Origin of the sequence: Hoyosella subflava DQS3-9A1 (assembly GCF_000214175.1) — a bacterium.
GTDB lineage: Bacteria > Actinomycetota > Actinomycetes > Mycobacteriales > Mycobacteriaceae > Hoyosella > Hoyosella subflava.
The window spans coordinates 2,241,439-2,267,359 of sequence record NC_015564.1; the positions used below are offsets into that span (position 1 = coordinate 2,241,439).

Consider the following 25,921-nt stretch of genomic DNA (forward strand, 5'->3'; position numbering starts at 1 on the left):
TCTCCTGAGCTCTGAAAAGTAGTGTTCTGGTAGCGGTGGGTGGCGCCGGAGTGACCGCGGCGCCACCCACCGAGCCTGAGTCAGGCCGGGACTGATCCCGCCCGATAGGCGGCGATGTGCGCATCGCGTTCAGCGTCGGACATTTCGTTCAAGAGCACGTTCGGGCTCTGGAACGTGTTGCCACGCACGTCGTCGAGGGTCCACAGCTTCTTCGGATCGTCGAGCTGCAGGTGCGGTTGCCCAACGAGGGTTTTGCCGTCGTCACGCACATAGCCGAGGTCCTGCACAATGTCCGCGAGGTCCTTGCCGTGGTGGAGCGTTTCCCATTCACGGAAGCCGGTGAGGCGGCCCATGTTTGGCGTCGCCCGGCCTTCGTACTCGCCGCGGAACGCCACTGCGTCGGTCCAGTAGCAAGTCTCCGAACAGTAGGTGCGCCACTGTTCGTCTACTTTCTCCACCACCATGTCCTCACGAATCAGTGCGGGCACCATGCACGTCCAGCACCGGTGGGGATACTGGTAGCCGACTTCTTCGAATGCGATCGGCTTGTTCCGCCCGGGGTACGCGAGCCGGTTGTACGCTTCCCACCACTTGCCGAACTTGGAGTACCAGCCTGGATACTTCTCTTCGAACCATTCGAAGTCGGTGTCGGTCATGGCATCGATGCGCCAGTAGTTGACTGGCCAGCCGGTGGCGAAGAACCGTGCTACCTCGTGGACGTAGTGTTTGTCGACGATCCGCTTCCACGCTTCTTCGACCAGGTCGTGCGGAATTGTCAGTCCGTACTTCTCCAGTGGGAGGAGGTAGCTGCGGTAGTAGTCGTCGTAAATCCAGCGTCGCCACATCTCCGCGTAGCTCTCGCGGTCCTTGCGCCGATCCTTGGTGCCGTATTCGATGAATGTGCCGATCGCGGCGTCGACGACGCAATGGTTGTTCCACCACGCGTACCGCAGATCGCGTTCGAGCAGCGGGCGGTTGCGCTCGTCGGCGAGCGCCATCAACAGGATGGAGTAACCGTTCGAGATGTGCCGTGATTCGTCGGACTGCACCGAGTGGAACACGGTGGGGAGCAGGTAGTCACCGTTGGCTGCTGCTTCGTCTGGCATCGCTACGAAAAGCGTGTTGGTAAAAGCGGTTTCCGCGACAACCGTGAGGTAGATGTTCGCTGCGGTAATTGCGTCACCGGTGATGAAGCCCTCGCCGAACTGTCGGCCGATGGTGCCCGCGTAATTGTTCGCGAATGCCTTCTCCGTCATATCGAACCCGGCCGGATCGATGTAGTTGTTCATGTAGAGCTTCTTGAGGTTCATCTGGATTGTGGAGTGGCGAACCTCGTCGATCATCTGTACCGCCAGCCCGTTGTGGATCTCGGGGTTGGGTACCGCATCGATAGCCATCGGCATCGCGCGTGCCGCGGAAATCTCCGGGAAAGGGATGATCGACAAGAAGAGTTTCTGCCACTCAAGCCAGCGCTGCTGAACTTGGCGGAACATGTTGCCGCGGATCGCGCCGTCCATGGCGCCGTAGACCCTGTTGTCCTTTTCTTCTTCCATAGGGAAGTAAGACCGCATGATCTGCTTGAGAGGGTCCTTTTTCGGAGCTCTCTCGAACGTGTAGTCCGTACCGAAACGTGTTGCTGGGGTGGCAAATGTGGGTTCCCACGACAGTTCGGTGATTTTTGCATGCGCCTTGGTCAGGCTCTGCCTACTCAATGGATGCGCCTCCTTGCTCGGGAGCTGGACTGGGCTGCCAGCTCGTGTGGGGGACGGTGCGAACTCGATACAACACCGTGAGGCGCGTTGTATTTGTCTCACTATGAGACGGGCATCACATTCAAGAGTTCTTATGTTGTTTGAAGCTGCAAGAAGTGCCGCGCTGAGAAAAGGAGGCGTCCTTGAGAATCGAGTCGACCAGCGAGATTCGCAACTGGTTGCGGATCTCGTGGCGGAGATCCCGAGAAGCACTAGGCGACAATGACTCACCGACCGCTGACTTCGTGGAAGAGCGAGCCACAGACTCGGTGTTCCTTCGCGCGGCTCGTCCGGTACTCGCAGCAATGTCCGCAGAAATTGAGAACGAACCCGTTTCGCTGATACTCACAGACAACAAGAGCACAGTTCTCAGCCGGAATGGCGGCGACCGCGGCTTGCTCAAGGCGCTCGATCGTGTTCATCTGGCTCCCGGCTTTGTCTACGCGGAGTCAGCGGTGGGTACCAATGGGATCGGCACCGCACTTGAAGTCGGCGCTCCGATTCTGATCGACGGTACCGAGCACTACGCGGGGCCGCTGCAGTCATTCTCGTGTGCGGGTGCGCTCGTGACACATCCCACCTCAGGCGCGCTATTGGGCGTGGTCGACCTGACTACCGAAGCGAGACACGCCAACTCGCTGCTCCTGCCGTTCGCAAAGCTAGCGGCTCACCGGATACGTGAGCGCATCCTCGACGATGCCAGTGAGCGGGAACGTGCTTTGCTGCACAGCTACCATGCGGCTTGCCATCATTCGGGGCGCCCAGTCATCGCGATCGGGGAAAACGTCCTGATGGTGAATGCGTTAGCCCAGGAGCAGTTCGATTCACGGGACCAGGCTGTCATCATCGAGCGGACGCGCGACACCAGCGGCCGGGCGAAACCCGCAACCTTTCTTGCCGACCTGCCGAGTGGGGTTACGGCACGCCTGTCATATGAACCGACGTTCGTAAACGACCGGGTCGCGGGTGGGATTATCCGCATTAAGGAGACAGTCCGACGCTCCCCCGGTCCACGAATCGTGAAGTACCCGGACCCTCCATCGATAGCGAGGATGAGTGCGTTGTGGCGTCACGCATTTCGTGATGTAGCGGAATCGTGCACGCGGCGAGAGTGGCTCGTCCTCGATGGAGAATCGGGGACGGGCAAAGCGGCACTGGCACGAGCCGCACACGGGCATGTGACGCGTGGCCGTGCACTCGTCGTGCTCGACGCCGCGCGACTCGGTGGCAAAGTGCTCGCTCAGGCTGACGCGGAATTGGAGGGTGGTGCGGATCTGCTGATCCGGCATGCTGACGCCCTTAGCGAGGCTGACCTCGACGCGCTTTCCGATATGCTGCAACCGCTACGTGAGGGTTCGCATGCGGAGGAATCCTGGATTGCGCTTACCGTGCGGCCCGGTGAGGGCTGTAATTCGTTTGCAAGCTTTCGGCTCTTCCCGAAAACCGTAACCGTGCCGCCGTTGCGCCACCGAGCTGAGGATATTCCTCAGCTCACGCGTGACATGTTGCGGGCGATTGGTGCGGACGACGTCGTCCTCTCGGCTGCATCCCTGAATCAGCTGGCCCGTTTGCGGTGGCCAGGGAACGCCGCGCAGCTACGGAGCGTCCTCGAGGAACTGCACCGGCGCCACCGTTCCGGTCTGATCGAGCCTCACCAATTGCCACCCGAGTGCAAAGCAACAACGCGCCGGACCCTCAGCAAGATTGAGACACTGGAACGAGACGCTATCGTCGATGCCCTCACTCTTCACGAAGGCGACAAGGTCCGTGCTGCGACGGCGCTGGGCATCTCCAGGGCGACGATTTACAGGAAGATTCGGGAGTTTGGTATCAGGATCTAGTCGGCGGGCGTCACAGAAGCGGAACGACGTTCTCCCCGAGCATCACCAGTCCGAGCGCAACCATGGCGATACCAGAGACTCGGGGCAGTGCCCTCATTACGCGTGGCCGGGTGAGCGCCACAGCACGCGCACCAGCGCCCACAGCGGAGTAGAACGCACCGCACGTCACGATGTACAACGCTCCGAGTAGCGCTATCTGCACCGGGATCGGCCAGGCACCGCTGGGGTCGGTGAACTGGGGGAGAAGCGCCAAGAAGAGGACGAGGGCCTTCGGGTTGAGGCAGCTCACGCCCGCGCCGCGCAGCGACCTTGCCCACCACGGGACGGCCTCCGCTGCATCTTCAGTCCCGAGGCCCGGGCTTCCTGGGTCCTTCAGAAGGGAACTGCCCAGGTACAGCAGATATGCGGCGCCGATAACCGTGAGTACCGTGAGAATTGCTGGTGTTCCCGCGACTAGTGCGCCCACCCCAGCAGCGACAACGCCGGTGAGAAGGACGTATCCGGCCATGAGTCCGCCAACCGCGGGGTACACAGTTCTGTCACGGACGCCAGCGGCGATGGTGAATGCCCAGTCTGGTCCGGGGAGGGCGATCAGTAGTACCGCTATTACCCAAAATCCCACCACCTGAGTCGGGCTCATCTGCAGATCCTTCCGCGCTATTTGGGGTTCTAGCAAAACCTATGCTGAATTACGCCAAATAGGTTCCTAAGATTGATCGCAGGCGGAGTGGCGAGTGGAAGAATTACCGCTATGGATGCGGTCGATCGAAAGATTCTTGCGGAGCTGCAGATGAATGGGCGAATCAGTATCACTGAGCTCGCTTCGAGAGTGCGGCTGACGGTATCGCCTACGCACCGCCGTTTGCGTGATCTCGAGGAGTCCGGTGTCATTCGGGGCTACCGAGCAGCGCTCGATCCGGAGGCGCTGGGGCTGAAATTCGAGGCGCTGCTGTTCATCACCATGCGTGAAGCGAATCACGAGACGCTCGTGCGGTTCGAGGAAGCCGCCGCGGCGATACCAAACGTGCTCGAGGCGCAGAGACTCTTCGGTGAGCCGGACTATCTGGTGCGGGTAGTAAGTGAGGACCTGGCGGATTACCAGCGCCTCTATGACGAGCAACTCACTCGGCTGCCTGGGGTTCAGCGCGTCGCATCGACACTGGTGATGAAGCACGTGGTGCGCGAACGTCCGTTGCCACTGTAGGAACCGCAGAGAGGGTGGAATAACTTTCAACTATCCGTGGTTGCGATAGATGCAAACGCATTTAAAAGATGGTGGGAGGCCCTGATGCAGTTCGGAATCTTCTCGGTGAGTGACATCACCCGCAATCCTGTAAGCGGCACGACCCCCAGTGAGGCCGAACGCATCGACGCCGTCGTTCAGATTGCGCAAAAGGCCGAGGAAGTGGGGCTGGACGTGTTCGCGATCGGTGAGCATCACAATCCGCCGTTCTTCTCATCCTCACCAACGACACTGCTCGCACACATCGCTGCCCTCACGCAACGACTCATCGTTACCACTGCGACAACGCTGATCACCACCAACGACCCGGTGAAGATCGCAGAGGACTACGCGATGCTGCAGCACCTCTCGAAGGGGCGGATGGATTTGATGCTGGGCCGTGGCAACACTGCGCCCGTGTATCCGTGGTTCGGTCAGGACATCCGTCAGGGCCTGCAGCTTGCGCTGGAGAACTACAACCTCCTGCACCGGTTGTGGCGCGAAGATGTCGTCGACTGGGAAGGTAACTTCCGCGCACCCTTGCAGGGATTCACCTCGACGCCGCGTCCGCTCGATGATGTACCGCCGTTCGTGTGGCACGGCTCGATCCGTACCCCAGAGATTGCGGAGCAGGCTGCCTATTACGGCAATGGGTTCTTCGCCAACCACATCTTCTGGCCGACCTCACATTCGAAGCGGCTAATCGACTTCTACAGGCAGCGCTTCGAACATTATGGCCACGGAACCGCAAAGCAGGCCATCGTCGGACTCGGCGGCCAAGCCTTCATCGCGAAGAAGTCACAGGACGCGTGGAAGGAATTCCGCCCTTACTTCAATGAGGCCCCCGTCTACGGCCATGGGCCCACAATGGAAGAGTTCGCCGAGATGACACCGCTCTCCGTCGGAAGTCCTCAGGAAGTCATCGACAAGACACTGACGTTCCACGACGAGATCGGCGACTATCAGCGGCAGCTTTTCCTGATTGACCATGCTGGCTTGCCACTGAATGTCGTCCTCGATCAGCTCGAGTTGCTCGGCGGGGAAGTCGTGCCCGTTCTCCGCAAAGAACTCGCGTCGCGCCGTGACCCTGAATCAGGCGATGCGCCAACGCATTCAGGACGCGTGACGGCTAAGTATGGTGACAGGCCTGCTCGGCAGCCTCGCCCGAACGCGAACCGGGGCGACAACCTCACGGGAACTTCCCCCTACCAGGACAGTCGAGACGTCAAGGCTGGCAAGTAATGTCGACCGCAAGCAGAAGCGCCAACCACGCGTGGGAGGCGCTTCTGACGGCACACGCGACTCTGATGAAACGCTTCGCGGCGGAGAACGTGTGGCGGGGGCTCACCATGCGTGAGTATGACGTCTTGTACGCCCTAGCCAAGTGCAGCGACCCGCAGCGGCTCGCTGAATTGAATGACCACGTCCTACTCAGCCAGCCAGCGTTGTCACGAATGGTCGAGCGTCTGGTGGAACGAGGGCTAGTTGAACGAACACGAGATCCACTCGACGGCAGGGGGGTCCGGCTCGCACTCACTGATGAAGGGCGGAAAGTTCAGCACCAGGTGGGTGGACGGCACGCCGTGAGTGTGGCACGAGCACTCAGAAGTGCGCTCACTGACGACGAAATGCAGGAACTCCAGAAACTCTGCACAAAGCTCGCGGCATACGGAAAGGACGCTGAATGAACAACAACACACCGTATCGGCTCGTCGTCGTCAGCGGCGGCACCAGCGACCCCTCGTCGACGCGCCTACTCGCTGATCGGATAGCGGCGCGGGTCGAGACTCTCACCGGCGAACGCGACAGCGGGATCACCCTCACCGTCATCGACCTCCGCGAGCTCGCCACCGAAATCACCACCGCGCTGGTCTCACAATTGATGGGCACCAAAATGACCAAGGCGGTCGAAGCGCTCGCTGCAGCGGACGGAATCATCGCGGCCGCACCGGTATACAAGGCCGCAACCAGTGGACTGTTCACCTCGTTCTTCCATGTATTAGACAACGACCTTCTCATCGCCAAACCGGTGGTGCTCGCAGCCACCGCCGGAACTGCGCGGCACGCGCTCGTGGTCGACGAGCAGATGCGCAGCCTGTTCGCGTACCTGCGCACAATGACCGTTCCGACATCACTGTTCGCGTCGTCGGAGGACTGGAGCGACACCGATCTGAACAAACGAATTGATCGTGCCGCGAGGGAACTCGTTCTGCTCATGGAGAGCGGATTCGCGTACAAGATCCGCGACGAGTCGTGGGGGAGTTACCAGCACGAGTTCGGCAGTGCAGGGGGATCTGAAACGTCAATTGATGTCGATACCGACCTGATGCGGCTCGCCGCCGGTGGTGGGGTGGTCAACCGCCATCTGCTAGACCGGGCCCGAGCAGCAGACTTGTGAGAGTTTCGACGAAGAACCGCGCGCAGTGATCCCGCGACCACCCGCGTCCCCTGGCCATGCTGTGGAACACCTCGGCGCTGAACAGAACTACCAGGATGTCGGTCGCCTCGGCCTCCGTTATGCCGTCCCGCAACCCACCAGGTTTGCAAGCGATCCGCTCCACGATCTCCCGGTATGTCGCGATTCTGCGCTGCTCAGCGATCTGGACGACTGCCTCAGCGTCCGGATCGCCAGCCCCGCCGTGCATCGCAGCGACCAGCGGGCCCATGCGTTCGAGGATGCTGATGCCGTTAGTGATGTAGACAAGTAGTGCCGTGCGGGAATCAGGCGCAGCGTCAAAGTCTGGCCACCAGGCGTTCCACGTCAGCAGATCGGTGATTTCGATGGGTTCGGGTGGTGGTTTCACCCATAATTCGAAACCGACAACGGCGGCACCGATGGCCTCTCCGAGGAGTTCCGCCTTTGTATGAAACGTGTAGTAGAGCGTCTGGACCGCGACGCCAGCTTCAGCCGCGATCGCAGCCATAGATGTGCCGAGGTAACCGTTCGCACAGAACAGCTCGTAGGCAGCGGCAACCATCCTGCGGCGGGTAGCGAGGGCGCGCTGAGCCCTAATTCCTGGCGGCATAGCTTGCAACTTTCACTAGGGTCTGTCACTAGTGTAGTGCTACACTGAAAATTATTTGGCCTTCCCTTGGAGGCTCCTCATGAACATCAGTGTGGAAAAGGTGCCCGCACAACGCAGGGCAGGTACCACCCCCGCATCAACGCTCCGCATCTTTGGCCTCACCTGTCTCATCGCAGCTCTGCTGGGAGCAGCGTCCGGAATCTACCTGGCCGTAGCCGCGCGGACGCCAGCGGTGTCGGAAGACATGTGGAGCTACCCGCAGTCACCGGGCGCTTTCGCTGTAACCCAGGCTTGGTTCGCCATCCAGCACGTTGGGCTTCTCCTCGGGTTGCTGGGCCTGTTGTGGTCAGGCGCGACAGGAGCGTCTAGAACCGGGCGCTGGGGTTGCTACGCCGCGCTGGCGGGAATGGCCGGACTCACCGTAGCCGAGATCGCAGCCGTGACCGCCCGCTTCGACACCATGACCACAACACTTGTTGCGGGGCTTGGCGCGGTCTACGGAGTGACATCGGTCGTTATCGGTGCCGGACTTGTCGCAGCGGGCGTCGCCGTGCGAAAGGCGCGCATATGGGGCGGCTGGCGGAGTTGGGTGCCCCTTGCCGCCGGAGTCTGGGTCTTCGCTCCGATGATGCCGGCGCTGGCGATGTCATTCGTTGGGGCCCGGCTCGCCATCACAGGATGGATGCTGCTCTTTGCTGCGCTCGGCTGGACACTGCTGCACCCCAATAAGCCACACAGGCGGAATCGAGGTAGATCATGATCGACGTTGAGGACAGCACAGTGATCGAGCGGCCGGTGGGCGACGTCTTCTCGTTCATAGCCGATCAAACCAACGGTCCGCGCTGGCAGGACGGCCTCGACGAGGTTGTGCGCATTACCGACGGTCCAATCGGCGTAGGTACTAGGCACCGCGCGGTGCGTCGATTCCTGGGCCGCCGACTGGGAATCGACAACGAGTACATCGCATTTGAACCTGACCGCGAGGTTACGTTCACAGGCGGAACCGCCTCGATGACATTCAAATTCACCTATCGCACCGCGCCGTCGGGTTCCGGCACCCGCGTGAGCGGTCACATGCGGATGAACCAGTCGGGGATTCTCGCGAGGATTGACCGACTCACTGCGTGGCAACTGAAGCGAGAGATGAGGAAGAACTTCGCGGACCTGAAGCGGCTGATGGAGGACGGGCGGCCGGGGGAGTGAAGATCCTCTTCGCGACTCTCCCCGCGCAGGGTCATTTCAATCCGCTTACCGGCGTGGCACTCCATCTGCTCGCGAGCGGTCACGACGTGCGCTGGTACGCCGGGCCGGTCTATCAGCCGAAAGTTGATGCCCTAGGTATACCCTCGCTCTCGTACCGCTGGGCCACCGAGATCACAGGGGAGAACCTCAACGACCTGTATCCCGAACGTGGACAGTTGAAGGGGCCTAAGCGCATCTCGTTCGATGCCGAGAAATTCTTCGTCGCGAATGTGAGAAACCACTACCGTGACATCGCCGCTATCCGGGACGACTTTCCGTTCGAGGTCGCGTTCTGTGACGCAGCACTGTACGCAGCGAAGCTCGTCGCGGAAAAGCTTGAGGTGCCGGTGTTCTCCTTCGCTGTGGCGCCCGCACCTTACGTCGGCGTTGCGGGTTTGCCTCCGCCGTTCTTCGGCTTACAGCCTGCAACGACGATCGCGGGGCGACTGCGGGAGCGTGTTGCGCGCACCCTGGGCAACAGCACGATGAAACGGGCGGTGCTCCGTTACAACGAGGTACTCGAAGCGGAAGGACTCCCCGCGATACCTCGCGACGGCTTGCTCCGCGTGCCTCTTGAGTGCGCGGAACGAGTGTTTCTCGTGGGCTCTCCAGGGCTTGAGTACCCCCAGTTGCAGTTGCCCAGCAACGCCGAGTTCATAGGCCCGCTTAAGCCAGCTAAACGCGACCTCCCGTTTAGCTCACCAGTCCCGGACGGAGTTCTCGATCCTAAGTCGACGGTCGTCGTCGTCTCCCAGGGAACCGTCGACAATGACGACCCCGGCAAGCTAATTGTCCCCACACTGACAGCGCTAGCTGACGGTCCGCCTGTGATCGTGGCGACCACAGGCGGGAAGAACACTCAGGAGCTGCGCACCCGCTTTAAAAGCCCGAATGTTGTGATCGAAGACTTCATCGATTACGACGATTTGTTCCCGCATGCGGATGCATTCGTAACCAACGGTGGCTTCGGCAGCGTGCTAGCTGGACTACGCCACGGCATCCCAGTCGTTTGCGCCGGCACCCGTGAGGGAAAAAACGATGACAACGCTCGCATCGGATACCACCGGCTCGGTGTGGACTTACGCACCGAGCGACCGAGTGCCAGGCAAATCCGCGCGGCCCTGCAGAAAGTACTTGCGGACAAGCAGATTAGCGGGAATGTCGCGCGGATCCGCACCGAACTTGAAGCGTATAGACCGTACGAGATCATCGATAAGAGGCTGGCTGAGCTAGCGGCGCGCGCCTAAATTCCGCTGGAGGGTTCCGCCTCCTCAAACACCTCAGGCAACTCGAGCGAACCGAAAACTTCGTCGCCGAACGCCGTGATGCCCGCAACCAGGCCGTCAACAACTCGGAGCACGTCAATCGCAAAAGCGCGATGTGCGGAATCCCCGGGTTTGCGCAGATACATTGCGACGGCGGGCTGCCCGTTTGCTGTTGTGGCGATACAACGCCAGTCGTCCAGCCCAGGAGTGCCGAGTCCGCCTTCGACCCAGGCATTGACACACTCATCGCGGCCGACCCAGACACCGGGCTGAGGTGGCATAGCGAAGCGAACGTCGTCGCGAAGTAATGTCGCTAGCCGCTCCACGTCGAGGTGCTCGTGTGCAGCCATGTACTTGTCGACGAGTGCACGCTCACCTGCAGTCAGGGTCTGGGCTGAAGCAGCACGCCAGTCGAGGCGGCCATCGGGAAGCTGCTCACGCATGCTTGCCCGGGCACGCTGCAGGGCGCTGTTCGCCGAGGCGACGCTGAGATCGAGCGACTCCGCCGCTTGGCGTGCGGGCCAGCCGAGGATGTCACGCAGGATAAGCACAGCGCGCTGCCGAGGAGGCAAATGCTGGACGGCGACGATGAAGGCTAGCTCGATGGTCTCACGCGCCACCGTCGAATCCTGAGGATCGTCAGGCAGCATGTGCGTTGGATAAGGCTGTAAATATAGGACTTCAGTACCTGCTTCCGGCAGCTCGGCAGGTACGGGAGTGCGGTCTCTGCGTTTCTCCAGAAAATCAAGACAGCAGTTAGTTGCGATGCGGTACAGCCAGGTGCGCAGGGAGGCTCTGCCCTGAAACGTTTCGCGCCGGTTCCACGCACGCAGGAACGTTTCCTGGGTCATGTCTTGTGCGTCTTCATACGAGGCCAGCATCCGGTAACAGTGCACCTGCAGCTGGCGGCGATACTGCTCTGTGAGTAGCGCGAACTTCGTAGTGTCCTCTGATCGAGCGGCTGCCATGAATTGCGCCTCGGCTGCACCAATCGGGCTTGGTTCGCTGCGTGTGTTGGTCGTTTCCACTTTCGTCATCTCCTCTGCACGACAGTAGTCGGCTGTCATATATGGAGACGTCTTCCTTGCGAAAACCTCATCGGTGTCACCCATGGGGCCCGCGGTCTCTCAGAGTTGTCCTATTCGACCCTAGCCAGCTGTTTCGTACCGCGGACGACCGGCTGGCCGATAGGTCTGGATCGTCACACCCGCCGGAGTGGTCTGGGAGTTTAGGAGGCTAAGAGCAATATCTGGGCCGCTACTCGGAAATAGCCGAGCGCCCTGGCCGACGATCACGGGGAAAATCAGTACGTTGATTTCGTCGATAAAGCCATTGGCGAGCAGCCACTGGATTAATTTACCGCTGCCGTGAACCTGCAGTTCGCGCCCGGACCGCGCCTTGAGTTCGCGGATGCGGGCGGCGACGTCGCCGGTGAGTACAGTCGTTTCGCTCCAGTGAGGTTCGGTGAGCGTGGTCGACGCGACGTACTTCGGACGGCTGTTCAAAGCGGCCGCGATGGGGTTGGGGTCCGCCATTTTTCCCCAGTAGCTGCCAAAGAGTTCATACGTTCGCCGCCCAAACAGAAATGCATCCGCGCGCTGATAGACGTCGACGATGAACGCACCCCCCTCGTCATCGAAGAATGGGGTGATCCATCCGCCGCGCTCGAAGCCGCCGCTTCGATCTTCATCTGGGCCGCCGCATCCCTGCATTACCCCGTCAAGCGAGAGGTGCGTGGTAGTTGTCAATTTCATCGAAGAAACCCCTTGCCTTGGTGCCGTCGTCATTCCGGTAGACCATGAGGACGGGCCAATCTCATCGGTGCGCGACGAGGACAAAACACTGGTAACAACGTGCCGGATCGCTTCGGTCAGGACCCCGACCAAGTAGCTGAAGCCGTTGAGCGGTGCCTTCATTCATCTGCGCCGATAGTTACTGTTGGACCCGAAGTCCTTCCACCGCTGCTGGTGCAGCGTCTGAGCCCGCGTAGCTTTCAGTTAGCAGCCCGGCTGATCGTGCGACGCGTCGAAAAACGACACCCCGGTAGGTTAGTAGATGGAGGTGCTCTGTGAAAGCAATCAAGACAGCAGGATTAGGTTTAGGCACGCGCCTGGTAGTTGGCGAAAGTGCACCACCGAAACCCGGACCGAATGATGTTCTGGTCGACGTGAAGGCAGCCTCGGTGAACCCGAAGGACTGGAAGCTCAACCGAACTGCGGCAATCCTCGCGACACCAATCCTGACGAAGCGGCTGCCGCCGCTGTTCGGCGATGACCTCGCGGGTGAAGTACGCGCCACCGGCGCCAACGTCACAGACTTCAAGGTAGGCGACAAGGTGTATGGCATGGACATGCGGCCGCGCACCGCATCACTGGCGGAGCAAGCCGTGATCGACGAGGGCTGTATAGCCCACTTGCCGAAGGGTCTCGATTTTGCCGAAGCGGCTTCTTTGCCGCTCGCTGCGCTGACCGCTTTGCAAGGGTTGCGCATCGGACAGGCGATGCCGGGCAGCGAAGTGCTGATTATCGGTGCTTCCGGCGGTGTTGGCACTCTCGCCGTGCAGATCGCCAAGGCGCTCGGCTGCCACGTAACTGGCGTGTGCAGCGGACGCAACCGGCTGCGCGTAATCGACTTAGGTGCCGATGCCGTGATCGACTACACCGAAGGTGATTTCCGGCGCGACTCGGGTCCCTTTGATCTGGTATTCGACGTCACGTCCTACGAGACACCAAAATCATGTGCTGCGATCCTGAAACCGAAGGGATATTTCGTTTCGACCGGCGGACATGCTCGATCCGTAATTGCGATAAGGACAAGCCTCAGCCGTCGTGAGCGAGGAGTGATAGTCCGCCCGCTCCGGCGTGACCTCGAGACACTCAACGAGATGATCGAGTCAGGCGAACTCAAGCCGATCATCGACAGTCGTTTTCCATTCGCAGAAACCCAAGAAGCGTACAACCGCAGCCGCTCTGGTCGCGCCCAGGGCAAGATTGTGATCATGGTTGGGGAAGTGTCGGGTGACGACTGGGAGAGCTAGGGGCTCAACGTTACGGTCGTGCACCCCGTCCTCAAGGGATCGGTGGCGCCGCAGCGTTGTAGGCTTAGCTGAGTCACCGAGGTGCGGCATGGAGTGGTTCGGAGAGTCCGGATACTGGCTGAGCCGCTGGATGTTCCAGCGCGGGCTCGGTCTCGTGTACCTCGTTGCGTTCCTCGTCGCAGCGAACCAGTTTCGCGCACTGATCGGTTCCCGGGGGCTGACGCCCATACCGCGGTACTTGGCGCAGCGTAGCTGGCGGCAGGCACCGAGTATCTTCCACATCTACTATTCGGACCGCTTCTTCGCAGTCGTGGCCTGGTGCGGTGCTGGGCTCGCTGGTGCCGCAATGTTAGGTCTCGGCGATCTGCTCCCGCTGGGGGCGTCAATGGCGATGTGGGCGCTGCTGTGGATCCTGTACCTGTCGATCGTGAACGTTGGGCAGGCGTGGTATGGATTCGGCTGGGAGTCATTGCTTCTCGAAGTAGGCTTCCTCGCGATATTCATCGGAGCGGGACCTGCGGAACCGCCGGTATTGGTGCTGTTCCTTCTGCGCTGGGTTCTTTTCCGCCTCGAGTTCGGCGCGGGCATGATCAAAATGCATGGGGACCGCTGTTGGCGTGACTTCACGTGCCTCTATTACCACCACGAGACACAGCCAATGCCTAACCCGCTGAGCTGGCATTTTCACCACCTCCCGAAGCCGCTGCACAGAATAGAAGTTGCTGGCAATCACTTTGCACAGCTGGTCGTTCCGTTCTTTCTCTTCGCGCCGCAGCCGGTTGCATCAATCGCGGCGCTGATCATCATCATCACGCAAGCGTGGCTGGTGGTGAGTGGCAACTTCGCGTGGCTCAATGTCTTGACGATCGTGCTTGCACTTTCGGTCGTTGACGGCTCGTGGTGGGCGACGGTGTTGCCCATCGAGCCACCCGCGGCAGAGCCGGTTCCCGGGTGGCAGGCCTTCCTCGTCGTTGTCGTAACCGTGCTTGTCGCTGCGCTGAGCTACCGCCCAGCCCGGAACCTTTTCTCGCGGCATCAATTGATGAACTACAGCTTCGACAAGCTCCATCTTGTAAACACCTACGGAGCATTCGGCCGGGTGACGCGCACACGCTACGAAGTGATCCTTGAAGGTAGCAATGCGGACGAGCCGACTGATGACGCCGTATGGCGAGAATATGACTTCAAGGGCAAACCGGGCGACCCTTATCGCAGGCCACGGCAGTTCGCGCCCTATCATTTGCGCCTCGACTGGTTGATGTGGTTTGCAGCGGTCTCGCCGAGATACGCGAAAACGTGGTTGCCACGTCTCGCGCGCAAGCTCGTCGAGAATGATTCCGCAACACTGAAGCTGCTCAGGCATAATCCGTTTGCCGAGACTCCTCCCAGGTGGGTGCGGGCACGGATGTACGTTTATAGATTCACAACCCGAGCGGAGCGAGAGCGAACCGGCGCGTGGTGGCACCGGGAGTTCGTGAGTGACTACATGGCTCCGGTTGGCCGTGGATGATGCGGCTGTAATCCCGGTGGCATGGTTAAGCAAGGGATACCTCACACCCACCGAGTGCGCTACAACCTGTCAACCGCACCGAGGCCGCATAACGCCTGAATCACTTACCGGGGCATGCTGTAACACTTTGCCGAGTCTGTTCGAGTGGGAATAAGTAGATACTCCGCTGCCAGCGCTGGATGCGGGGGATAGTGTTGGCTGCGGCGGTAATGCTTGGTGTGGCCTTCGGGCTCGGTTTCGGCGGATCCCTCCGCCACCTGTCGAACGTCGTACCGCGAGACAAGCGCGGTGAGACCATGTCGGCGTACTTCCTGCTTGCCTACACGGCGATGGCCATCCCGGCGATCGTTGCAGGCTGGGCCGCGACGCGATGGGAGCTCGCGAGCGTATACCCCTGGTTCGTCGGCGCGGTTGCGCTCGCTTGCCTCGCGGCGGCAGGGCTCGGTTTGCGAAAAGGGCGAAGCGGGATACTCCCGTCGGACAGAAGCCAGCACGGTCTGGGGCGTCTCCGGGAGGGCAGTCGTCGACCGCAGTGCTGCTAACAGGATCCGGTTCGGGCTCGATCTAACGCGGCTGAAGTAGTGCCTGTTGATTGACGTGGGAGCGAACACTCTCTATCGTCATTGTGATCCTCCTTATAGGCTCCGCGGCTGTCGGGAGGGGCAGGCTGCTTTCGCGCGACGAAGGACTAACGACATGGAACATGCCACGGGTGCAACACGCAGGGTTTGGCTTGCCCGGGTTGCGGTGGTTCTCGTGGTGGTTCCAGTTGGTGCGTTCTACCTCGGGCCTCGAATCTACGATCTCACCGCAACCCCGACGCGGATGCATCAGGCGATTGAGGCGGCCGACCGCTACAACCACACGCTGGATCGACTCACCGACCATGAGCTGGTGACCCTGAGTGCATTCGCGGCGCTCGACAAACTGCGCCAGGGTCTGGCCGATGTTCTCGCGATGGAAGAAGCGGTGTCGGCTGAACTCACCGCACTCATCGGGGAAATCTCCGGCGACCTGCAGGTGACGCTGGACCGTACCGGCGCCGATGTCTCAACTTTAGTCGGTTCGCTCGATGTCCTAGCAGATCGTGTCGGCGCACTGCGAGCACCGGTAAACGGTGGGAGCACCGCACTCTCGGATAGCAGGGAAGCGATGGCCGCAATCCTCGACGATGTGCGGGCGACGGCCGCCCACGTTCGCGACACCCGTATTTCTGCCGAATCAGCGGCCAATGACCTGTCTGGAAAATAGGAGACCGAGATGCTTTTCGGACGACCGGGCGGACCGGTCCGAACACTTCTTGCACTGGTGGCTGTCGGCGTGCTCGGCCTGCTGTCGTTCGTGGTGTTCGATCTGAACCGGAGCCTGGACAACCAGATTCGGGTGAACGTGGCAAGTGTCGGGGTTTCTCATCGTTTCCTTGGCGTCAACGACAAGCTGACCAAAGAGCTAGAAGAACTCGCCCGGTTGACCGGCACCGCACAGGAGGCGCTGGACTCGACCGCGGAGTTGGGGACACTGCTGACGAGACTGGACGAAGCCATCGCACCCGTCGCGGCGTCGCTGTCCGGCAGTACCCATGGGGCGCAGGTCACCACCGAGCAACTCGCGGCCATAGCGGAGATTCTGGGGGACGTACACGATGTCATCCTTCCAATGGTGGACTCAGCGCAGGCGTTCGGCGATCAGGGAAAGGCGCTTTCGGAGGTGCTCGGCGTTCTGGTCGCCGACTTGCAGGCTTCTGTCGAGTCGGCCGCAACGATCAACGACATGCTCCCGCTGCCGGGATGATGCGGCGCCGCAGCACATTCCCCAAACCGACATGGATAGGTAATGCGAAGTAATTCCCACTCTCCCACGGGTTTCTCGAGGGCCACCGAATGGCTTGGCCGACTGGCCGCGGTGATGTCTGCCGTACTGCTCGTGCTGGTTCTCGTTGCGGTGCAAAAGGGCCTCGAGGTGAAGCAAAGCACACGGTCCATCGTGGGCAACTTTCGGCAAGCCAACCAGGATTTCGACGACCGGGCCGATCTCGGTGCGCCAGCGCGCGCCCATAACCAGCTTGTGGAACTGCGAAGTGTTCTGGCAGAACTCAATGTGACAACCGGGGTAGCTGTCGAAAAGCTCGCTATGATGCTGCCCGACATGCAGACGTTGGTCGTTGCTGGCCGGGATGACGTCGATTTCGCCAACCGTCTCGAGGGCATCGCCGCTTCGCTACAAGGCGCGGCGGGATCGTTGCACGCCATCTCCACCGACGCGAACTCAGCGGTGGTGGTGGTGAACGAACGCCTGGAGATTGCGCTGGGGCTGGCCGATCAGCTCAACGACGAACTCCGGCGCACGACGAACAAACTCGCGCCGATCCCCGCCCAGGGAAACCTGATCCCCGCCCCGTCAGGAGGGAATTGATGGTCAGCACACGAACCTTCACTTCGGTGGTGCTCGCCGCCGGTGCGGCACCCGCGCTCATCTTGAGTGCAGTGAATGGATTCTTCCCTACTTTCACCGACATCAGTGATCCGTTCGGTCGGCCATCGCTATTGAGTGCGGAGATTGTCGAGTCGGCGCAGCAGCTGGACAAGCTTGCCGCGGTTATGGAGCCGAAGCATGAACGGCTGGCTTCGGATATCCAGGCTTTGGGGCCTATGGCTGATGAATTGACTGTCCTCGCCGGAACGAGCCTCGAGTTGTCCTCATCCGCAGCGGCGTTAACACTCGGTGCATCGACAGTCCGGCGAAGCGCGGAGCCGTTGCCAGGTGTCGTGGCCGATGTCACCGCGCGTGGAGACGACGCGGGCTCCACGGTTGCGGAGTTGTCGATGGCCGTCGGTTCCGTTACCACTGAGCTGCAGGAGATCCACAACGGTCTGGCGAAAATCCACGGCACGCTCGGCACGCTCGGCCCCAAGGTTTCTGGGATCGCTGTGACAATGGCCGCCATCCAGGAAGAGGCATCCCGTGTCAAAGTGTTTGGCCCGCTACTGGCGGTGATCGGCCCACCAATCAACAGCCTCGGCTTACCGCCCTTAGGTTTCGAGGCGCCACCACTTCCACCGCTGCCTGAGTCATGGCAGATCCCGGTTGCCGAGTTGATCTTCGACGGAGCGAACAATGCGTACTGAGGGCAGGTTCCGGCTGTCGTGGGCGATCACCCTGGCATTCACCATCGCGGTGCTGACCGGCTTGCTGATCTTCACGAGGGACCTGGGCGTAACCAGCGACCTATTCAAAGACGGCGTTGTGCAAGCACAAACCCTCGACGAGATAACAGATGACGCCCTCGAGGGGGTACAGCATTTGTCGCCAGCAACTGATGCGATCAACCAGGGGCTGCCGGAAGTGATCGGTGTGCTCGATTCTCTCACCCGCGCAGACCACATGCTGGCGACACTGGGGGAGCAGCTCGACACTCTCGGTGCGACTTTGGCCTCCGCCGACACACCCCTGGCAGGAACCGTCTCGGCCGGCCGAGAGGCAGGCAGTCAAGCAGGCGCAGCTGCCGAACCGCTCGGCGAGATCGCGGCAATGCTCAGCGATGCCAACACAAATGCTGAAGCCCTCGGCCTGAAGCTGGACGAGACGCTCGGTCTGACGCAGACAATCGACCAGAAACTGCGCATCGCGTTGCTGCTGCCGAAACTTGAGAACTGAGGGTCCGATCCGCGGTGCGATATCTGGCGTCACGCGTCAAGGTGCGGCGGCGGGTGCGTCACGGATCAGAATTGTGGAAGCTCATTCTTTTCGTGGTGCTCGGCGCGGAGTTCGAACTAGACGATGAGGTGCGGCAAACAAATACTGAAGGGGCCTCCCGCACACGAAGTGGTCAGTCCCGGCTCGATCACCCGATACCACGCGATCGACGACTTTATCGAGTTTGGCAGGAAGCTGTAGGTGGGATGGGCGAAAGGTGCTGAACTCTAGATAGCTTGATCAGTGGTGACCGGGTTCAGGGGCGGTGTCTCGTGTGGCCAGCGCGGCATTGAGCAGCACCTCTGCGGCCATCCTTGCCTGCTTTGCTGTTTCGGTGCCGTCTGGATATATCTGCGCACTGACGAAGACGCCATTCATCAGGATCAGCAGCTGGGTCGCCAGGGGCTCGGCGTCTCGGACGCCGGCCTCGGTGAGGTGCCGGGCGAATGTTTCGCGCACGAAATTTTTGTGTGATACCGCGATGTCGACGAAGGGGTGTTCAGCGTCGGCCATTTCGACCGCGACGTTGATGAATGTGCAGCCGCGGTATTTCGGGTCGGTGATCACGTGTCCGAGGGCGTCGAACATGGCGAGCACGCGTTCCCTCCCGGTCGTTCCTGTCCGTTCGACGGCGCGCGCGAACTTGGCGCGGACGCGGCGGTCCTTGTCGGCCAGAAACGCTTCGATCAGGCCGTCCTTGGACCCGAAATGGCGGTACAGGGTCATTATCGGCGTGTTCGCTTCTTCGAGCAGCCGGTTGACCCCGATAGCGCGGATGCCCTCGGTGTAGAACAGCTCAGCCGCGGCCATGAGGCGTTCCCGGGGCGCCTGGACTTGGGTTTTCGCCGTTTTTGCCATTGGCCCACTATAGCGAACACTCTTTCTCACTTTAGCAGCCACAATGCGACGACGAACCGGGGTCGCCCCGGCCGCCCCCTTCCAGTCCGGTCGGCCATGAAACCTAAATCCTCTTCGGGATAGCGTTGGCCTGCCGCAGGGCTTGCCTAGAGACTAATACTCGAATCATCGGCCATTTTCCTAGGTCGAGAGGTGGCGCCGATGAGGGGCTGCGGCAGGGTCTTGGCGGGCGGGCCAACGGCAGCGCCGGACAGTTTATGTGTCCGGCGGAGCGGATGAGCGGCAGTGCCCCAAGATCTGGAGGGTACGCAACGCGACTTTCAGTTCGGTATCGCAGCAGAATTAGGCGCGGCCGGATTCGATGATGCCCGCGAGATCGGCCGCGGTGGATTCGGAATCGTGTATCGGTGCATCGAGACTGCGCTCAACCGTCAGGTAGCGGTGAAGGTGCTGCGTTCTGAGGTGGCTCGTCGCGGACACTGGCTCCAATTTCAGCCGGTCATCGAAACACTCGCTGACACTCAGGGGCTCAACTCGGTGACGCGCTCGTTCCTGCTGCAAGTGCTTGCACAGTTCGAAGTAGTTCCTGCCGGCCGCAGCATGGGATAGCTTGACAGCTGAACCGTGGCTATGAGGCGATCCCGGGGCAGAACCGATCCGGCATACTGGAGTTGCTGGCGGTCGGTCGCATTTCAGTCTGTTGGGGAGTTGGAGAGCTCACGCGATTGTGGTCAGCCAGAAGAGGAAGGATTCATCTCTCCAATGCCGAAAGATGCCAAGCAACGCGTAGTGCGGCTGACTTCTCAGCAGATCACCGAGCGACTGGTCGATGCGGCAATGACGTTACTCGCGGAAGAGGGGCCGTCTGAAATTAAGGCAAGGTCGGTGGCGGAGGTAGCGCAAGTCTCCACGATGTCGGTGTACTACCACTTGGGCGGACTTCCCGAGCTACTTCAGGCCGTGATCGACAAGGGTTTCGAAGATCTCAACCGAGCGTTTCACGCGGTAACCCGAACCGAAGATCCGGCCGCAGATCTCTTTGGCATAGCGGTGGCCTGCCGTCAGCTAGCCCAAAGTAATCCGCACCTCTATGACCTGATGTTCGGGCTTTCGACACGTGGCGGATACCGGCAGTTGCGGCGCTCGCGTACCACTCATAGCGGTCGCTCAGAGGCGTTCAAGGCCGCCTATTCCTACTTGGTTGGGGAGTGCGCTCGATTTGTCGACAGCGGTCGCGTGCGAAGCGACCAGGACCCCGAGGCCATTGCCACCCAGCTCTGGAGCTGCGTACACGGGTTCGTCACCCTGGAACTGGGCGATCACTTTGCTCAGTTCCAGGATCCGGTTCGTGACGTGTTACAGCCAATGATGGTGAACCTGCTGGTGGGGATGGGTGATGCCGCGGACCAAGCGCGCACCTCTGTTGCAATCACTCCCTGCGCACGTTAGCGCCACTCGGCCCGAGGACGGGATTACTCCACCGAGACTAGCGCGATCAATCGGAGAACCGTGAGGGGGTGCCTGATCAGTCCCTTAACGATGAGTTCTCTGCGAAGTATCCCGCGGATCACGGCCACGCCTTCCTTAGTGAAGAATCCCGTCGGGAGCAGGCCACCCGCCCGCATCTTCAGTTGGGACACGGCCAACAATTGATCGCCTGTCGTGTCGATGACACGGACACTTGGCAACCCGACCGTATCATTCAAGACGACTGCCTTATCAGATCCGAATAGTAGGGTACATGCCGCTTCGGAGCTGCCGTCGCACAACACAACTGGCCGCTTTATTTTGGCGGCTGTCTTACGCCGTCGCGGAAAGCTCTCGAAATTCTCTTGGAGTAGGGATCCGGCCAATGATGCGATGCCGTTGGCTCCATCGTCTGAGTAAAAGGTGCACTTGTAGAGATCTTCGGTCATTTGTGTCATGCAGGTGCCTTCGGTGTGGTCGGCGATGCGACGCGGGACTGGGATGATTTATTGCCGTTCGGGGGGCGGCCGATTGTAAATCATTAGAGCGTCGAGTTAGCTGGCTAAATCGTTCATCGTCGAAGCGAGTCGCAGATCCGATATTGCCGTTTCGGCATGCATATCGACATTGGAAATACCGAAACTATCCCGATAGTCGCTCGCTGACATCGACAGGAAATTCCTGAACTCGCGACCGAAATGGCTCGCGTCATAGTATCCCCACCGCTGGGCAATGGCTCCGAGCGGAAGCTCGGTGGCGACCACATCGCGGCGTGCGCCGGCGAGTCGTTGCATGCGAACGACCGACCCGACGGTATCTCCGGTAAGGGAGAAGGCGCGATGAATCGTGCGGCTCGAGACGTTGAACGTCTTGGCCATGTCGACGACGCGGATCGGGCCGTTGCGGAGGTGCTGTTTGATCCACTTTTCGAGCTGCGACCGAAGAGCGGGGAGTAACGTCGGTCCGTCATATGTCTGGCAAGTGCTGCTCCGGATCACCCCTGCCACGAGCGTGAGCAGCGCCTCTCGCACCGACTCGCCCTCTGCAGCATCCATGGCCGACACGTGCGAACCCATGCTTTCCACGAAGCTGATAAGGAGGCGCGCCAGGGGACGGGATTGATCGAGCATCAGGCAGTCGGGGATCGAACCGCCGGTGTCGTACGGTGCGAGCGCGGAGAACGGAATCATCACACTGCGCTTGTGGAGCCTGGACGGTACGTTGGAGCTGTACGCCACTCGGCTTGTCGAGATGAGGCCGGTTCCAGGCTCCATACAACCGGCACCCGACGCCAATTCGAAGTGTTGATTGCCCGACGACACTGTGAGGAGCATCAGCACCTCAGTGTCCGACGCCTCGATCAATCTCTTGGTGCGAACCACTTTCAGTGCGGGGCAATCCCATTCCGTGACTTTGATGTCGCTGAGATCGAAGGACCGTAGTCTTCCGTCAGGTTCGTCGTCTGCATCGGTCGAAAGATCGACCCGCATCGGCACAATCCGCGCCGCCATCGCATGCTCCCAGGCCGACCGGCGGTCCTGACGCTCGACCTGGCGGAGGTCGAGCGTCGTCGGCGAGTCGTTCTTCATGACGCTGCGTTCCATCGTTTGGGCGACGTCATTTGACGAGCAGGTCCGTCCGTCCATCGCTCTTCAGCAGCTCGATGTAGATCGGGAACAGCTCCTTCGCCGCCGGAACGGCTTTGGCAATGAGTGCCATCTTCCCTTCGAGGACAACCTCGCCCCTGGTCACAGCCATGAGCAGATTCAGGTCGCCCTGCCAGAAGCGGTTCGCGAAATCGCTGCTCATACGGAGGGTGGCGTCTGCCTCATCGTCCGGTGAGCTGGGAACGGCGGTCACGCCCGGTAGATCGATAACTATGCAGCCGTCGGGTTCGGTGGCGATCACTTTGAGGACGCCCGGGGTGCCCGAGAGCTTCTGGACGAGCTTCGGATCGCTCTTTGCCTGCTCGAATGCCATGCCGATGTACTTGTACAGGTCGTCGGCGGTGGGTGATGTGGTCATTTGTTTGGTGGTTCCTCTCGTGACGGCCGTGGCACACCCGGGCGGCGACGAAGTTGCCCCCGTAACGGCATAATGAAAGTTGTAACGAAGTTATAGATAGGGTAAGCGGTTGCCTCGACTGTGGCAAGTGTCACATCGTCTCCGCTCGGCACACGCTTCCTGGGCTAGACCCGAGCGGGGAAACATCGATGTGCTGACGGTCAGGTGAGCGAAGCCGTCCAACGGCGGCTGAGCGGACGGCCGCCCTCGATGGTGCTCGAGATGCTAGACCATCTCATATGGGACTGCAGCGTTCAGCCGCGCCCATTCCTTCTCGGCCTCCGACTCGGCGGGCGGCGGCTTAATCCCGTTAACCCACCAAAGCTGCAGCGGTGTTTCGTCGATATGGATCTCCCAGCGGAAACCGCGGGGGCTGACGTGGGGTTCGATTGCATCCGCGAAGGCTTGCATGGCCATGTCCCTGAAGTCGTCCGAGTCTGGCATGCGGCGGGCAATATGATCGACCGTGATGCGGACGAAGTCGTTCGCTTCGTCGCCGCCGACCCAGATGGTGTCACTTGGAAGTTCGTGAAATGCAACCACAACATAGAATCGCGGAAGGTCCGCGAAGTTCACGTAGACCTCAGTAATCGACTCTGCAAAAGCCTTCCTCTGCTCTTTGGTGTACGCGCCTGCGGGAACGTAAATCTTCCACATCGGCATAGCATTCTCCTTTTCCTGAAGTTAGCAACCTGCCAGACCAAGTGTGGTCTTCGCCACAACCAAGGTTAGGGAATTGGGCGCGGCGCTCAATAGGATCAGGGCGACCGCGGGCGGTATTCCCACGCCTCGTCATCCAGTTGATTTGGTGAAACACCCTTTTCCAGTGGGACAGGGGAGCAACCCCATCACGTCCGCAGCCGGTAGGTGGTCCTCGAGACCAAGCATGTGCAAGCGGGGCAGACTCCCGAGGAGATCACCGGCCCACACGCACGCAAGCGAGCCCGGCCGCGTTGGCGCTGAACATCCCCGGACGGCAGATGCGCATCGCCGACCCCTTCAGGTCGGCGATGACCTGCTAGGCCACTGCATGCTGATCGTGCGCCTTCGACCAAGGTCAGCGGCGAATCGGTGAAAACGGTAGCGCACGGGACGGTGCAGTAGGCCGGTGCGGCGGCCGGAGTCATTTGGTACGGGCGAGTCCGCCGTAGCTTGCCAGCCGTGCCGGGGTGCCGAATATGGCCAGGTCGCCGATGGCGATCGCGATGAATTCAGCGCCGAGGATCGGTCCCATGCCGGGCGTGGGATCGATGATCTTGGCCCGTGGGTGGGTGCGGAACCATTCGGTGAGCAGCGTACCGGGCAAATTTGATCACGCGCTGGCCCGGGCCACCAGCAGCAATGCCGCGCCCGCGGAGGTCACATCAGTCGCCCACCGGACTTCCGCCGCGCTCGCGGCAGCCCGGGCGATCTGCTGTTCGATCGCCCGGGCTGCCGTTGAGAATATGTTTGGACCACAAGACGTTACCGACATTGTCGACCGCTGTGGCGTGTTGGGTCAGTTTGCTGCATCGACTGGCCCCAAATCGTTCACCGACGACGCAAATCGTAGGTCTCGATGCTCGACCTGGCGGAGGTCGAGCATCGAGACCTGGTCGTCTTTCACGATGCGGTGTTCCATCGTTTGGGCCGCGTCATTTGACGAGCAGGTCCGTCCGTCCATCGCTCTTCAGCAGCTCGATGTAGATCGGGAACAGCTTCATTTGCGCCGGAATGGCTTTGGCAATGAGTGCCATTTTCCCTTCGAGGACAATGTCGCCCCTGGTCACAGCCATGGTCAGATTCAGGTCGCCCTGCCAGAAGCGGTTCGCGAAATCACCGGTCATACGGAGGGTGGCGTCTGCCTCACCGTCCGGTGAGCCGGGAACGGCGGTCACGCCCGGATGGTCGATGATCATGCAGCCGTCGGGTTCGGTGGCGATCACTTTGATGACCCCCGGGACGCTCGAGAGCTTCTGGACGAGCTTCGGATCGCTTTTTGCCTGCTCGAACGCCATGCCGATGTACTTGTACAGGTCGTCGGCGGTCGGTGATGTGGTCATTGTTTGGTGGTTCCTCTCGAGGCGGTCTTGACAGGACCGGGCGGCAACAAAGTCGCCGATCAGTACATAATGAAAGGTGTAACGAAGTTACAGAAGTTGCCTGCCCAGGTGTAGTCGGTGTCACAACCCAGATTAGGAATGGCGTTCGGCGCGCAATAGGATCAGGGCGACGGGTGCCAGTACTCGCACGCCTGCCAGCCGGACGACATTAGCCGGCCCGCCATTGGGGTCGGCTTCGATCATTGCTTGCTCATGCTCCATCCGTGCTTCGTCCTTCTCCTCGGACATCCTGATCGGGCCGATCCTTCGGCCGTTTAGGAACTGCCGGACAACGGGCTCTTGTGACGTCAGCAGGACTTCGCGTGGTCCGGGCATCACCAACTTCTTTCGGAACAGCATCCAGATGTTGTCTGGGATCGTCCGCGCAATGTTGATGTTGTGCGTCACGATCAGGGTCGTCGCGTCGAACTGCGCGTAGATGGCGATGAGGAGTTGTGAGAGGGTCTTGCCAGATGTTCTGCAAGCCATAGGATTTCGTCACACTCTCGACGACGACTTCGACCCCCACAAAGCCTCCTAAGATAGCCTGGGTGCGGATACTTCGTGGTGTAACGGCCTGAATTTCCCGGCTTGACGGCATGCCGGATGACGCGCATGTGATGCCGGCAGGATGACCTGCCAACTACTTGACGCGGGACAAGATGCAGAGTCTGGTTGCGAGTAGTGCGCGGTGGTAGCGCGTGTCCGCTATGAGAGTTGTGGCTGTGTGGGCCCGGTGGTAGTGAAGGTGCGCGTCGTGTTCGCACGTGCATCCGATGCCGCCGTGGAGTGGGATGTTCTGGCGTGCAGCTGCGAAAAAGAGAACCCCGCGATGTGCGCGAGGTCCAAAAGGTGATGGTGCAG

Annotated in this window: 27 protein-coding genes and 4 pseudogenes; 18 read left to right on the plus strand and 13 right to left on the minus strand. The window is 60.6% G+C overall.

The window, feature by feature from the left end:
• Positions 1 to 80 precede the first annotated feature (80 nt).
• Complete coding sequence (locus tag AS9A_RS10460; protein WP_013806957.1) at positions 81 to 1,712, minus strand: ferritin family protein; 1,632 nt, start codon at positions 1,710 to 1,712, stop codon at positions 81 to 83.
• Positions 1,713 to 1,894: 182 nt separating this feature from the next.
• On the opposite strand from AS9A_RS10460, the gene AS9A_RS10465 reads away from it, so the two are divergent.
• Entirely contained in the window at positions 1,895 to 3,592 is a 1,698-nt protein-coding gene (locus AS9A_RS10465; RefSeq protein WP_013806958.1) for a sigma-54-dependent Fis family transcriptional regulator, read from the plus strand.
• A 10-nt stretch (positions 3,593 to 3,602) separates the two neighbouring features.
• Here the strand turns inward: AS9A_RS10465 and AS9A_RS10470 are convergent, their stop codons facing one another.
• Positions 3,603 to 4,232: a LysE family translocator gene (locus AS9A_RS10470; protein WP_013806959.1), complete on the minus strand. Its 630-nt coding sequence runs from the start codon at positions 4,230 to 4,232 to the stop codon at positions 3,603 to 3,605.
• A gap of 111 nt (positions 4,233 to 4,343) precedes the next feature.
• Here AS9A_RS10470 and AS9A_RS10475 point away from each other — a divergent pair, with 111 nt between their 5' ends.
• From AS9A_RS10475 to AS9A_RS10490, 4 genes are all read left to right on the plus strand, one after another.
• Positions 4,344 to 4,796, plus strand: a complete 453-nt coding sequence (locus tag AS9A_RS10475; protein WP_013806960.1) for an Lrp/AsnC family transcriptional regulator — start codon at positions 4,344 to 4,346, stop codon at positions 4,794 to 4,796.
• An 84-nt stretch (positions 4,797 to 4,880) separates the two neighbouring features.
• Complete coding sequence (locus AS9A_RS10480) at positions 4,881 to 6,056, plus strand: LLM class flavin-dependent oxidoreductase (RefSeq protein ID WP_013806961.1); 1,176 nt, start codon at positions 4,881 to 4,883, stop codon at positions 6,054 to 6,056.
• The gene (locus AS9A_RS10485) at positions 6,056 to 6,502 is read left to right on the plus strand and encodes a MarR family winged helix-turn-helix transcriptional regulator (protein WP_013806962.1); all 447 of its coding nucleotides are present in this window, start codon (positions 6,056 to 6,058) and stop codon (positions 6,500 to 6,502) included. Before AS9A_RS10480 ends, AS9A_RS10485 begins: the two co-directional genes overlap by 1 nt.
• Positions 6,499 to 7,212 carry a CE1759 family FMN reductase gene (locus AS9A_RS10490; RefSeq protein WP_013806963.1) on the plus strand — a complete coding sequence of 238 codons (714 nt, stop codon included), beginning with the start codon at positions 6,499 to 6,501 and terminating at the stop codon, positions 7,210 to 7,212. Before AS9A_RS10485 ends, AS9A_RS10490 begins: the two co-directional genes overlap by 4 nt.
• Here AS9A_RS10490 and AS9A_RS10495 read toward each other — a convergent pair.
• Entirely contained in the window at positions 7,169 to 7,840 is a 672-nt protein-coding gene (locus tag AS9A_RS10495) for a TetR/AcrR family transcriptional regulator (RefSeq protein ID WP_013806964.1), read from the minus strand. The genes AS9A_RS10490 and AS9A_RS10495 overlap by 44 nt on opposite strands.
• A gap of 79 nt (positions 7,841 to 7,919) precedes the next feature.
• On the opposite strand from AS9A_RS10495, the gene AS9A_RS10500 reads away from it, so the two are divergent.
• From AS9A_RS10500 to AS9A_RS10510, 3 genes are read left to right on the plus strand one after another with little or no spacing between them, the layout of a single operon-like run.
• Entirely contained in the window at positions 7,920 to 8,600 is a 681-nt protein-coding gene (locus tag AS9A_RS10500) for a hypothetical protein (protein WP_013806965.1), read from the plus strand.
• Complete coding sequence (locus tag AS9A_RS10505) at positions 8,597 to 9,043, plus strand: SRPBCC family protein (protein WP_013806966.1); 447 nt, start codon at positions 8,597 to 8,599, stop codon at positions 9,041 to 9,043. Before AS9A_RS10500 ends, AS9A_RS10505 begins: the two co-directional genes overlap by 4 nt.
• Positions 8,965 to 10,329 carry a glycosyltransferase gene (locus AS9A_RS10510; RefSeq protein ID WP_237707906.1) on the plus strand — a complete coding sequence of 455 codons (1,365 nt, stop codon included), beginning with the start codon at positions 8,965 to 8,967 and terminating at the stop codon, positions 10,327 to 10,329. The genes AS9A_RS10505 and AS9A_RS10510 overlap by 79 nt, the downstream gene beginning before the upstream one ends.
• Here the strand turns inward: AS9A_RS10510 and AS9A_RS10515 are convergent.
• Together AS9A_RS10515 and AS9A_RS10520 are read right to left on the minus strand one after the other, a co-directional pair.
• Positions 10,326 to 11,384, minus strand: coding sequence for an RNA polymerase subunit sigma-70 (locus AS9A_RS10515; protein WP_049793884.1), 1,059 nt, complete (start codon positions 11,382 to 11,384; stop codon positions 10,326 to 10,328). The genes AS9A_RS10510 and AS9A_RS10515 overlap by 4 nt on opposite strands.
• A 111-nt stretch (positions 11,385 to 11,495) precedes the next feature.
• Positions 11,496 to 12,101, minus strand: a complete 606-nt coding sequence (locus tag AS9A_RS10520; RefSeq protein ID WP_041451800.1) for a dihydrofolate reductase family protein — start codon at positions 12,099 to 12,101, stop codon at positions 11,496 to 11,498.
• A 314-nt stretch (positions 12,102 to 12,415) separates the two neighbouring features.
• Between AS9A_RS10520 and AS9A_RS10525 the strand changes: the two genes are divergently transcribed.
• The 8 genes and pseudogenes from AS9A_RS10525 to AS9A_RS10560 all read left to right on the plus strand — a co-directional run bounded on the left by AS9A_RS10525 (position 12,416) and on the right by AS9A_RS10560 (position 18,548).
• Positions 12,416 to 13,384, plus strand: a complete 969-nt coding sequence (locus AS9A_RS10525) for an NAD(P)-dependent alcohol dehydrogenase (RefSeq protein ID WP_013806970.1) — start codon at positions 12,416 to 12,418, stop codon at positions 13,382 to 13,384.
• A gap of 88 nt (positions 13,385 to 13,472) precedes the next feature.
• Positions 13,473 to 14,894: a lipase maturation factor family protein gene (locus AS9A_RS10530; protein ID WP_013806971.1), complete on the plus strand. Its 1,422-nt coding sequence runs from the start codon at positions 13,473 to 13,475 to the stop codon at positions 14,892 to 14,894.
• Positions 14,895 to 15,082: 188 nt separating this feature from the next.
• Positions 15,083 to 15,436: pseudogene (locus tag AS9A_RS10535) on the plus strand (hypothetical protein); the annotation flags it as partial.
• A gap of 154 nt (positions 15,437 to 15,590) precedes the next feature.
• On the plus strand, positions 15,591 to 16,145 hold the full coding sequence (locus AS9A_RS10540; RefSeq protein ID WP_013806973.1) for a hypothetical protein: 555 nt from the start codon (positions 15,591 to 15,593) through the stop codon (positions 16,143 to 16,145).
• A gap of 9 nt (positions 16,146 to 16,154) precedes the next feature.
• On the plus strand, positions 16,155 to 16,685 hold the full coding sequence (locus AS9A_RS10545; RefSeq protein WP_013806974.1) for a hypothetical protein: 531 nt from the start codon (positions 16,155 to 16,157) through the stop codon (positions 16,683 to 16,685).
• A gap of 42 nt (positions 16,686 to 16,727) precedes the next feature.
• Positions 16,728 to 17,306: a hypothetical protein gene (locus AS9A_RS10550; protein WP_013806975.1), complete on the plus strand. Its 579-nt coding sequence runs from the start codon at positions 16,728 to 16,730 to the stop codon at positions 17,304 to 17,306.
• Entirely contained in the window at positions 17,306 to 18,019 is a 714-nt protein-coding gene (locus tag AS9A_RS10555; RefSeq protein ID WP_013806976.1) for a hypothetical protein, read from the plus strand. The genes AS9A_RS10550 and AS9A_RS10555 overlap by 1 nt, the downstream gene beginning before the upstream one ends.
• Positions 18,009 to 18,548 carry a hypothetical protein gene (locus AS9A_RS10560; protein ID WP_013806977.1) on the plus strand — a complete coding sequence of 180 codons (540 nt, stop codon included), beginning with the start codon at positions 18,009 to 18,011 and terminating at the stop codon, positions 18,546 to 18,548. Before AS9A_RS10555 ends, AS9A_RS10560 begins: the two co-directional genes overlap by 11 nt.
• Before the next feature lie 279 nt (positions 18,549 to 18,827).
• Here the strand turns inward: AS9A_RS10560 and AS9A_RS10565 are convergent, their stop codons facing one another.
• On the minus strand, positions 18,828 to 19,445 hold the full coding sequence (locus AS9A_RS10565; protein ID WP_237707908.1) for a TetR/AcrR family transcriptional regulator: 618 nt from the start codon (positions 19,443 to 19,445) through the stop codon (positions 18,828 to 18,830).
• A 285-nt stretch (positions 19,446 to 19,730) separates the two neighbouring features.
• Between AS9A_RS10565 and AS9A_RS24095 the strand changes: the two are divergent.
• Positions 19,731 to 19,910, plus strand: a pseudogene (locus tag AS9A_RS24095) (hypothetical protein); the annotation flags it as partial.
• A 297-nt stretch (positions 19,911 to 20,207) separates the two neighbouring features.
• Positions 20,208 to 20,894, plus strand: a complete 687-nt coding sequence (locus AS9A_RS10575; protein WP_013806981.1) for a TetR/AcrR family transcriptional regulator — start codon at positions 20,208 to 20,210, stop codon at positions 20,892 to 20,894.
• Positions 20,895 to 20,917: 23 nt separating this feature from the next.
• Here AS9A_RS10575 and AS9A_RS24880 read toward each other — a convergent pair whose 3' ends face one another.
• From AS9A_RS24880 to AS9A_RS10610, 7 genes and pseudogenes are all read right to left on the minus strand, one after another.
• Positions 20,918 to 21,151 (minus strand): hypothetical protein, encoded by a 234-nt coding sequence (locus AS9A_RS24880; RefSeq protein WP_322786537.1) that lies wholly within the window; start codon positions 21,149 to 21,151, stop codon positions 20,918 to 20,920.
• 315 nt (positions 21,152 to 21,466) lie between these two features.
• Positions 21,467 to 22,501 (minus strand): AraC family transcriptional regulator, encoded by a 1,035-nt coding sequence (locus AS9A_RS10585; protein ID WP_148262442.1) that lies wholly within the window; start codon positions 22,499 to 22,501, stop codon positions 21,467 to 21,469.
• 28 nt (positions 22,502 to 22,529) lie between these two features.
• Positions 22,530 to 22,937, minus strand: a complete 408-nt coding sequence (locus AS9A_RS10590; protein ID WP_013806984.1) for an SCP2 sterol-binding domain-containing protein — start codon at positions 22,935 to 22,937, stop codon at positions 22,530 to 22,532.
• A gap of 264 nt (positions 22,938 to 23,201) precedes the next feature.
• Positions 23,202 to 23,639, minus strand: coding sequence for a tautomerase family protein (locus tag AS9A_RS10595; RefSeq protein ID WP_013806985.1), 438 nt, complete (start codon positions 23,637 to 23,639; stop codon positions 23,202 to 23,204).
• Between the two features lie 417 nt (positions 23,640 to 24,056).
• A pseudogene (locus AS9A_RS10600) lies at positions 24,057 to 24,267 on the minus strand (transposase); the annotation flags it as partial.
• A 343-nt stretch (positions 24,268 to 24,610) separates the two neighbouring features.
• A complete protein-coding gene (locus tag AS9A_RS10605) occupies positions 24,611 to 25,018 on the minus strand; it encodes an SCP2 sterol-binding domain-containing protein (protein ID WP_013806988.1) in 408 nt (135 codons plus the stop codon).
• Between the two features lie 216 nt (positions 25,019 to 25,234).
• Positions 25,235 to 25,519: pseudogene (locus tag AS9A_RS10610) on the minus strand (ABC transporter ATP-binding protein); the annotation flags it as partial.
• Between the last annotated feature and the right edge of the window lie 402 nt (positions 25,520 to 25,921).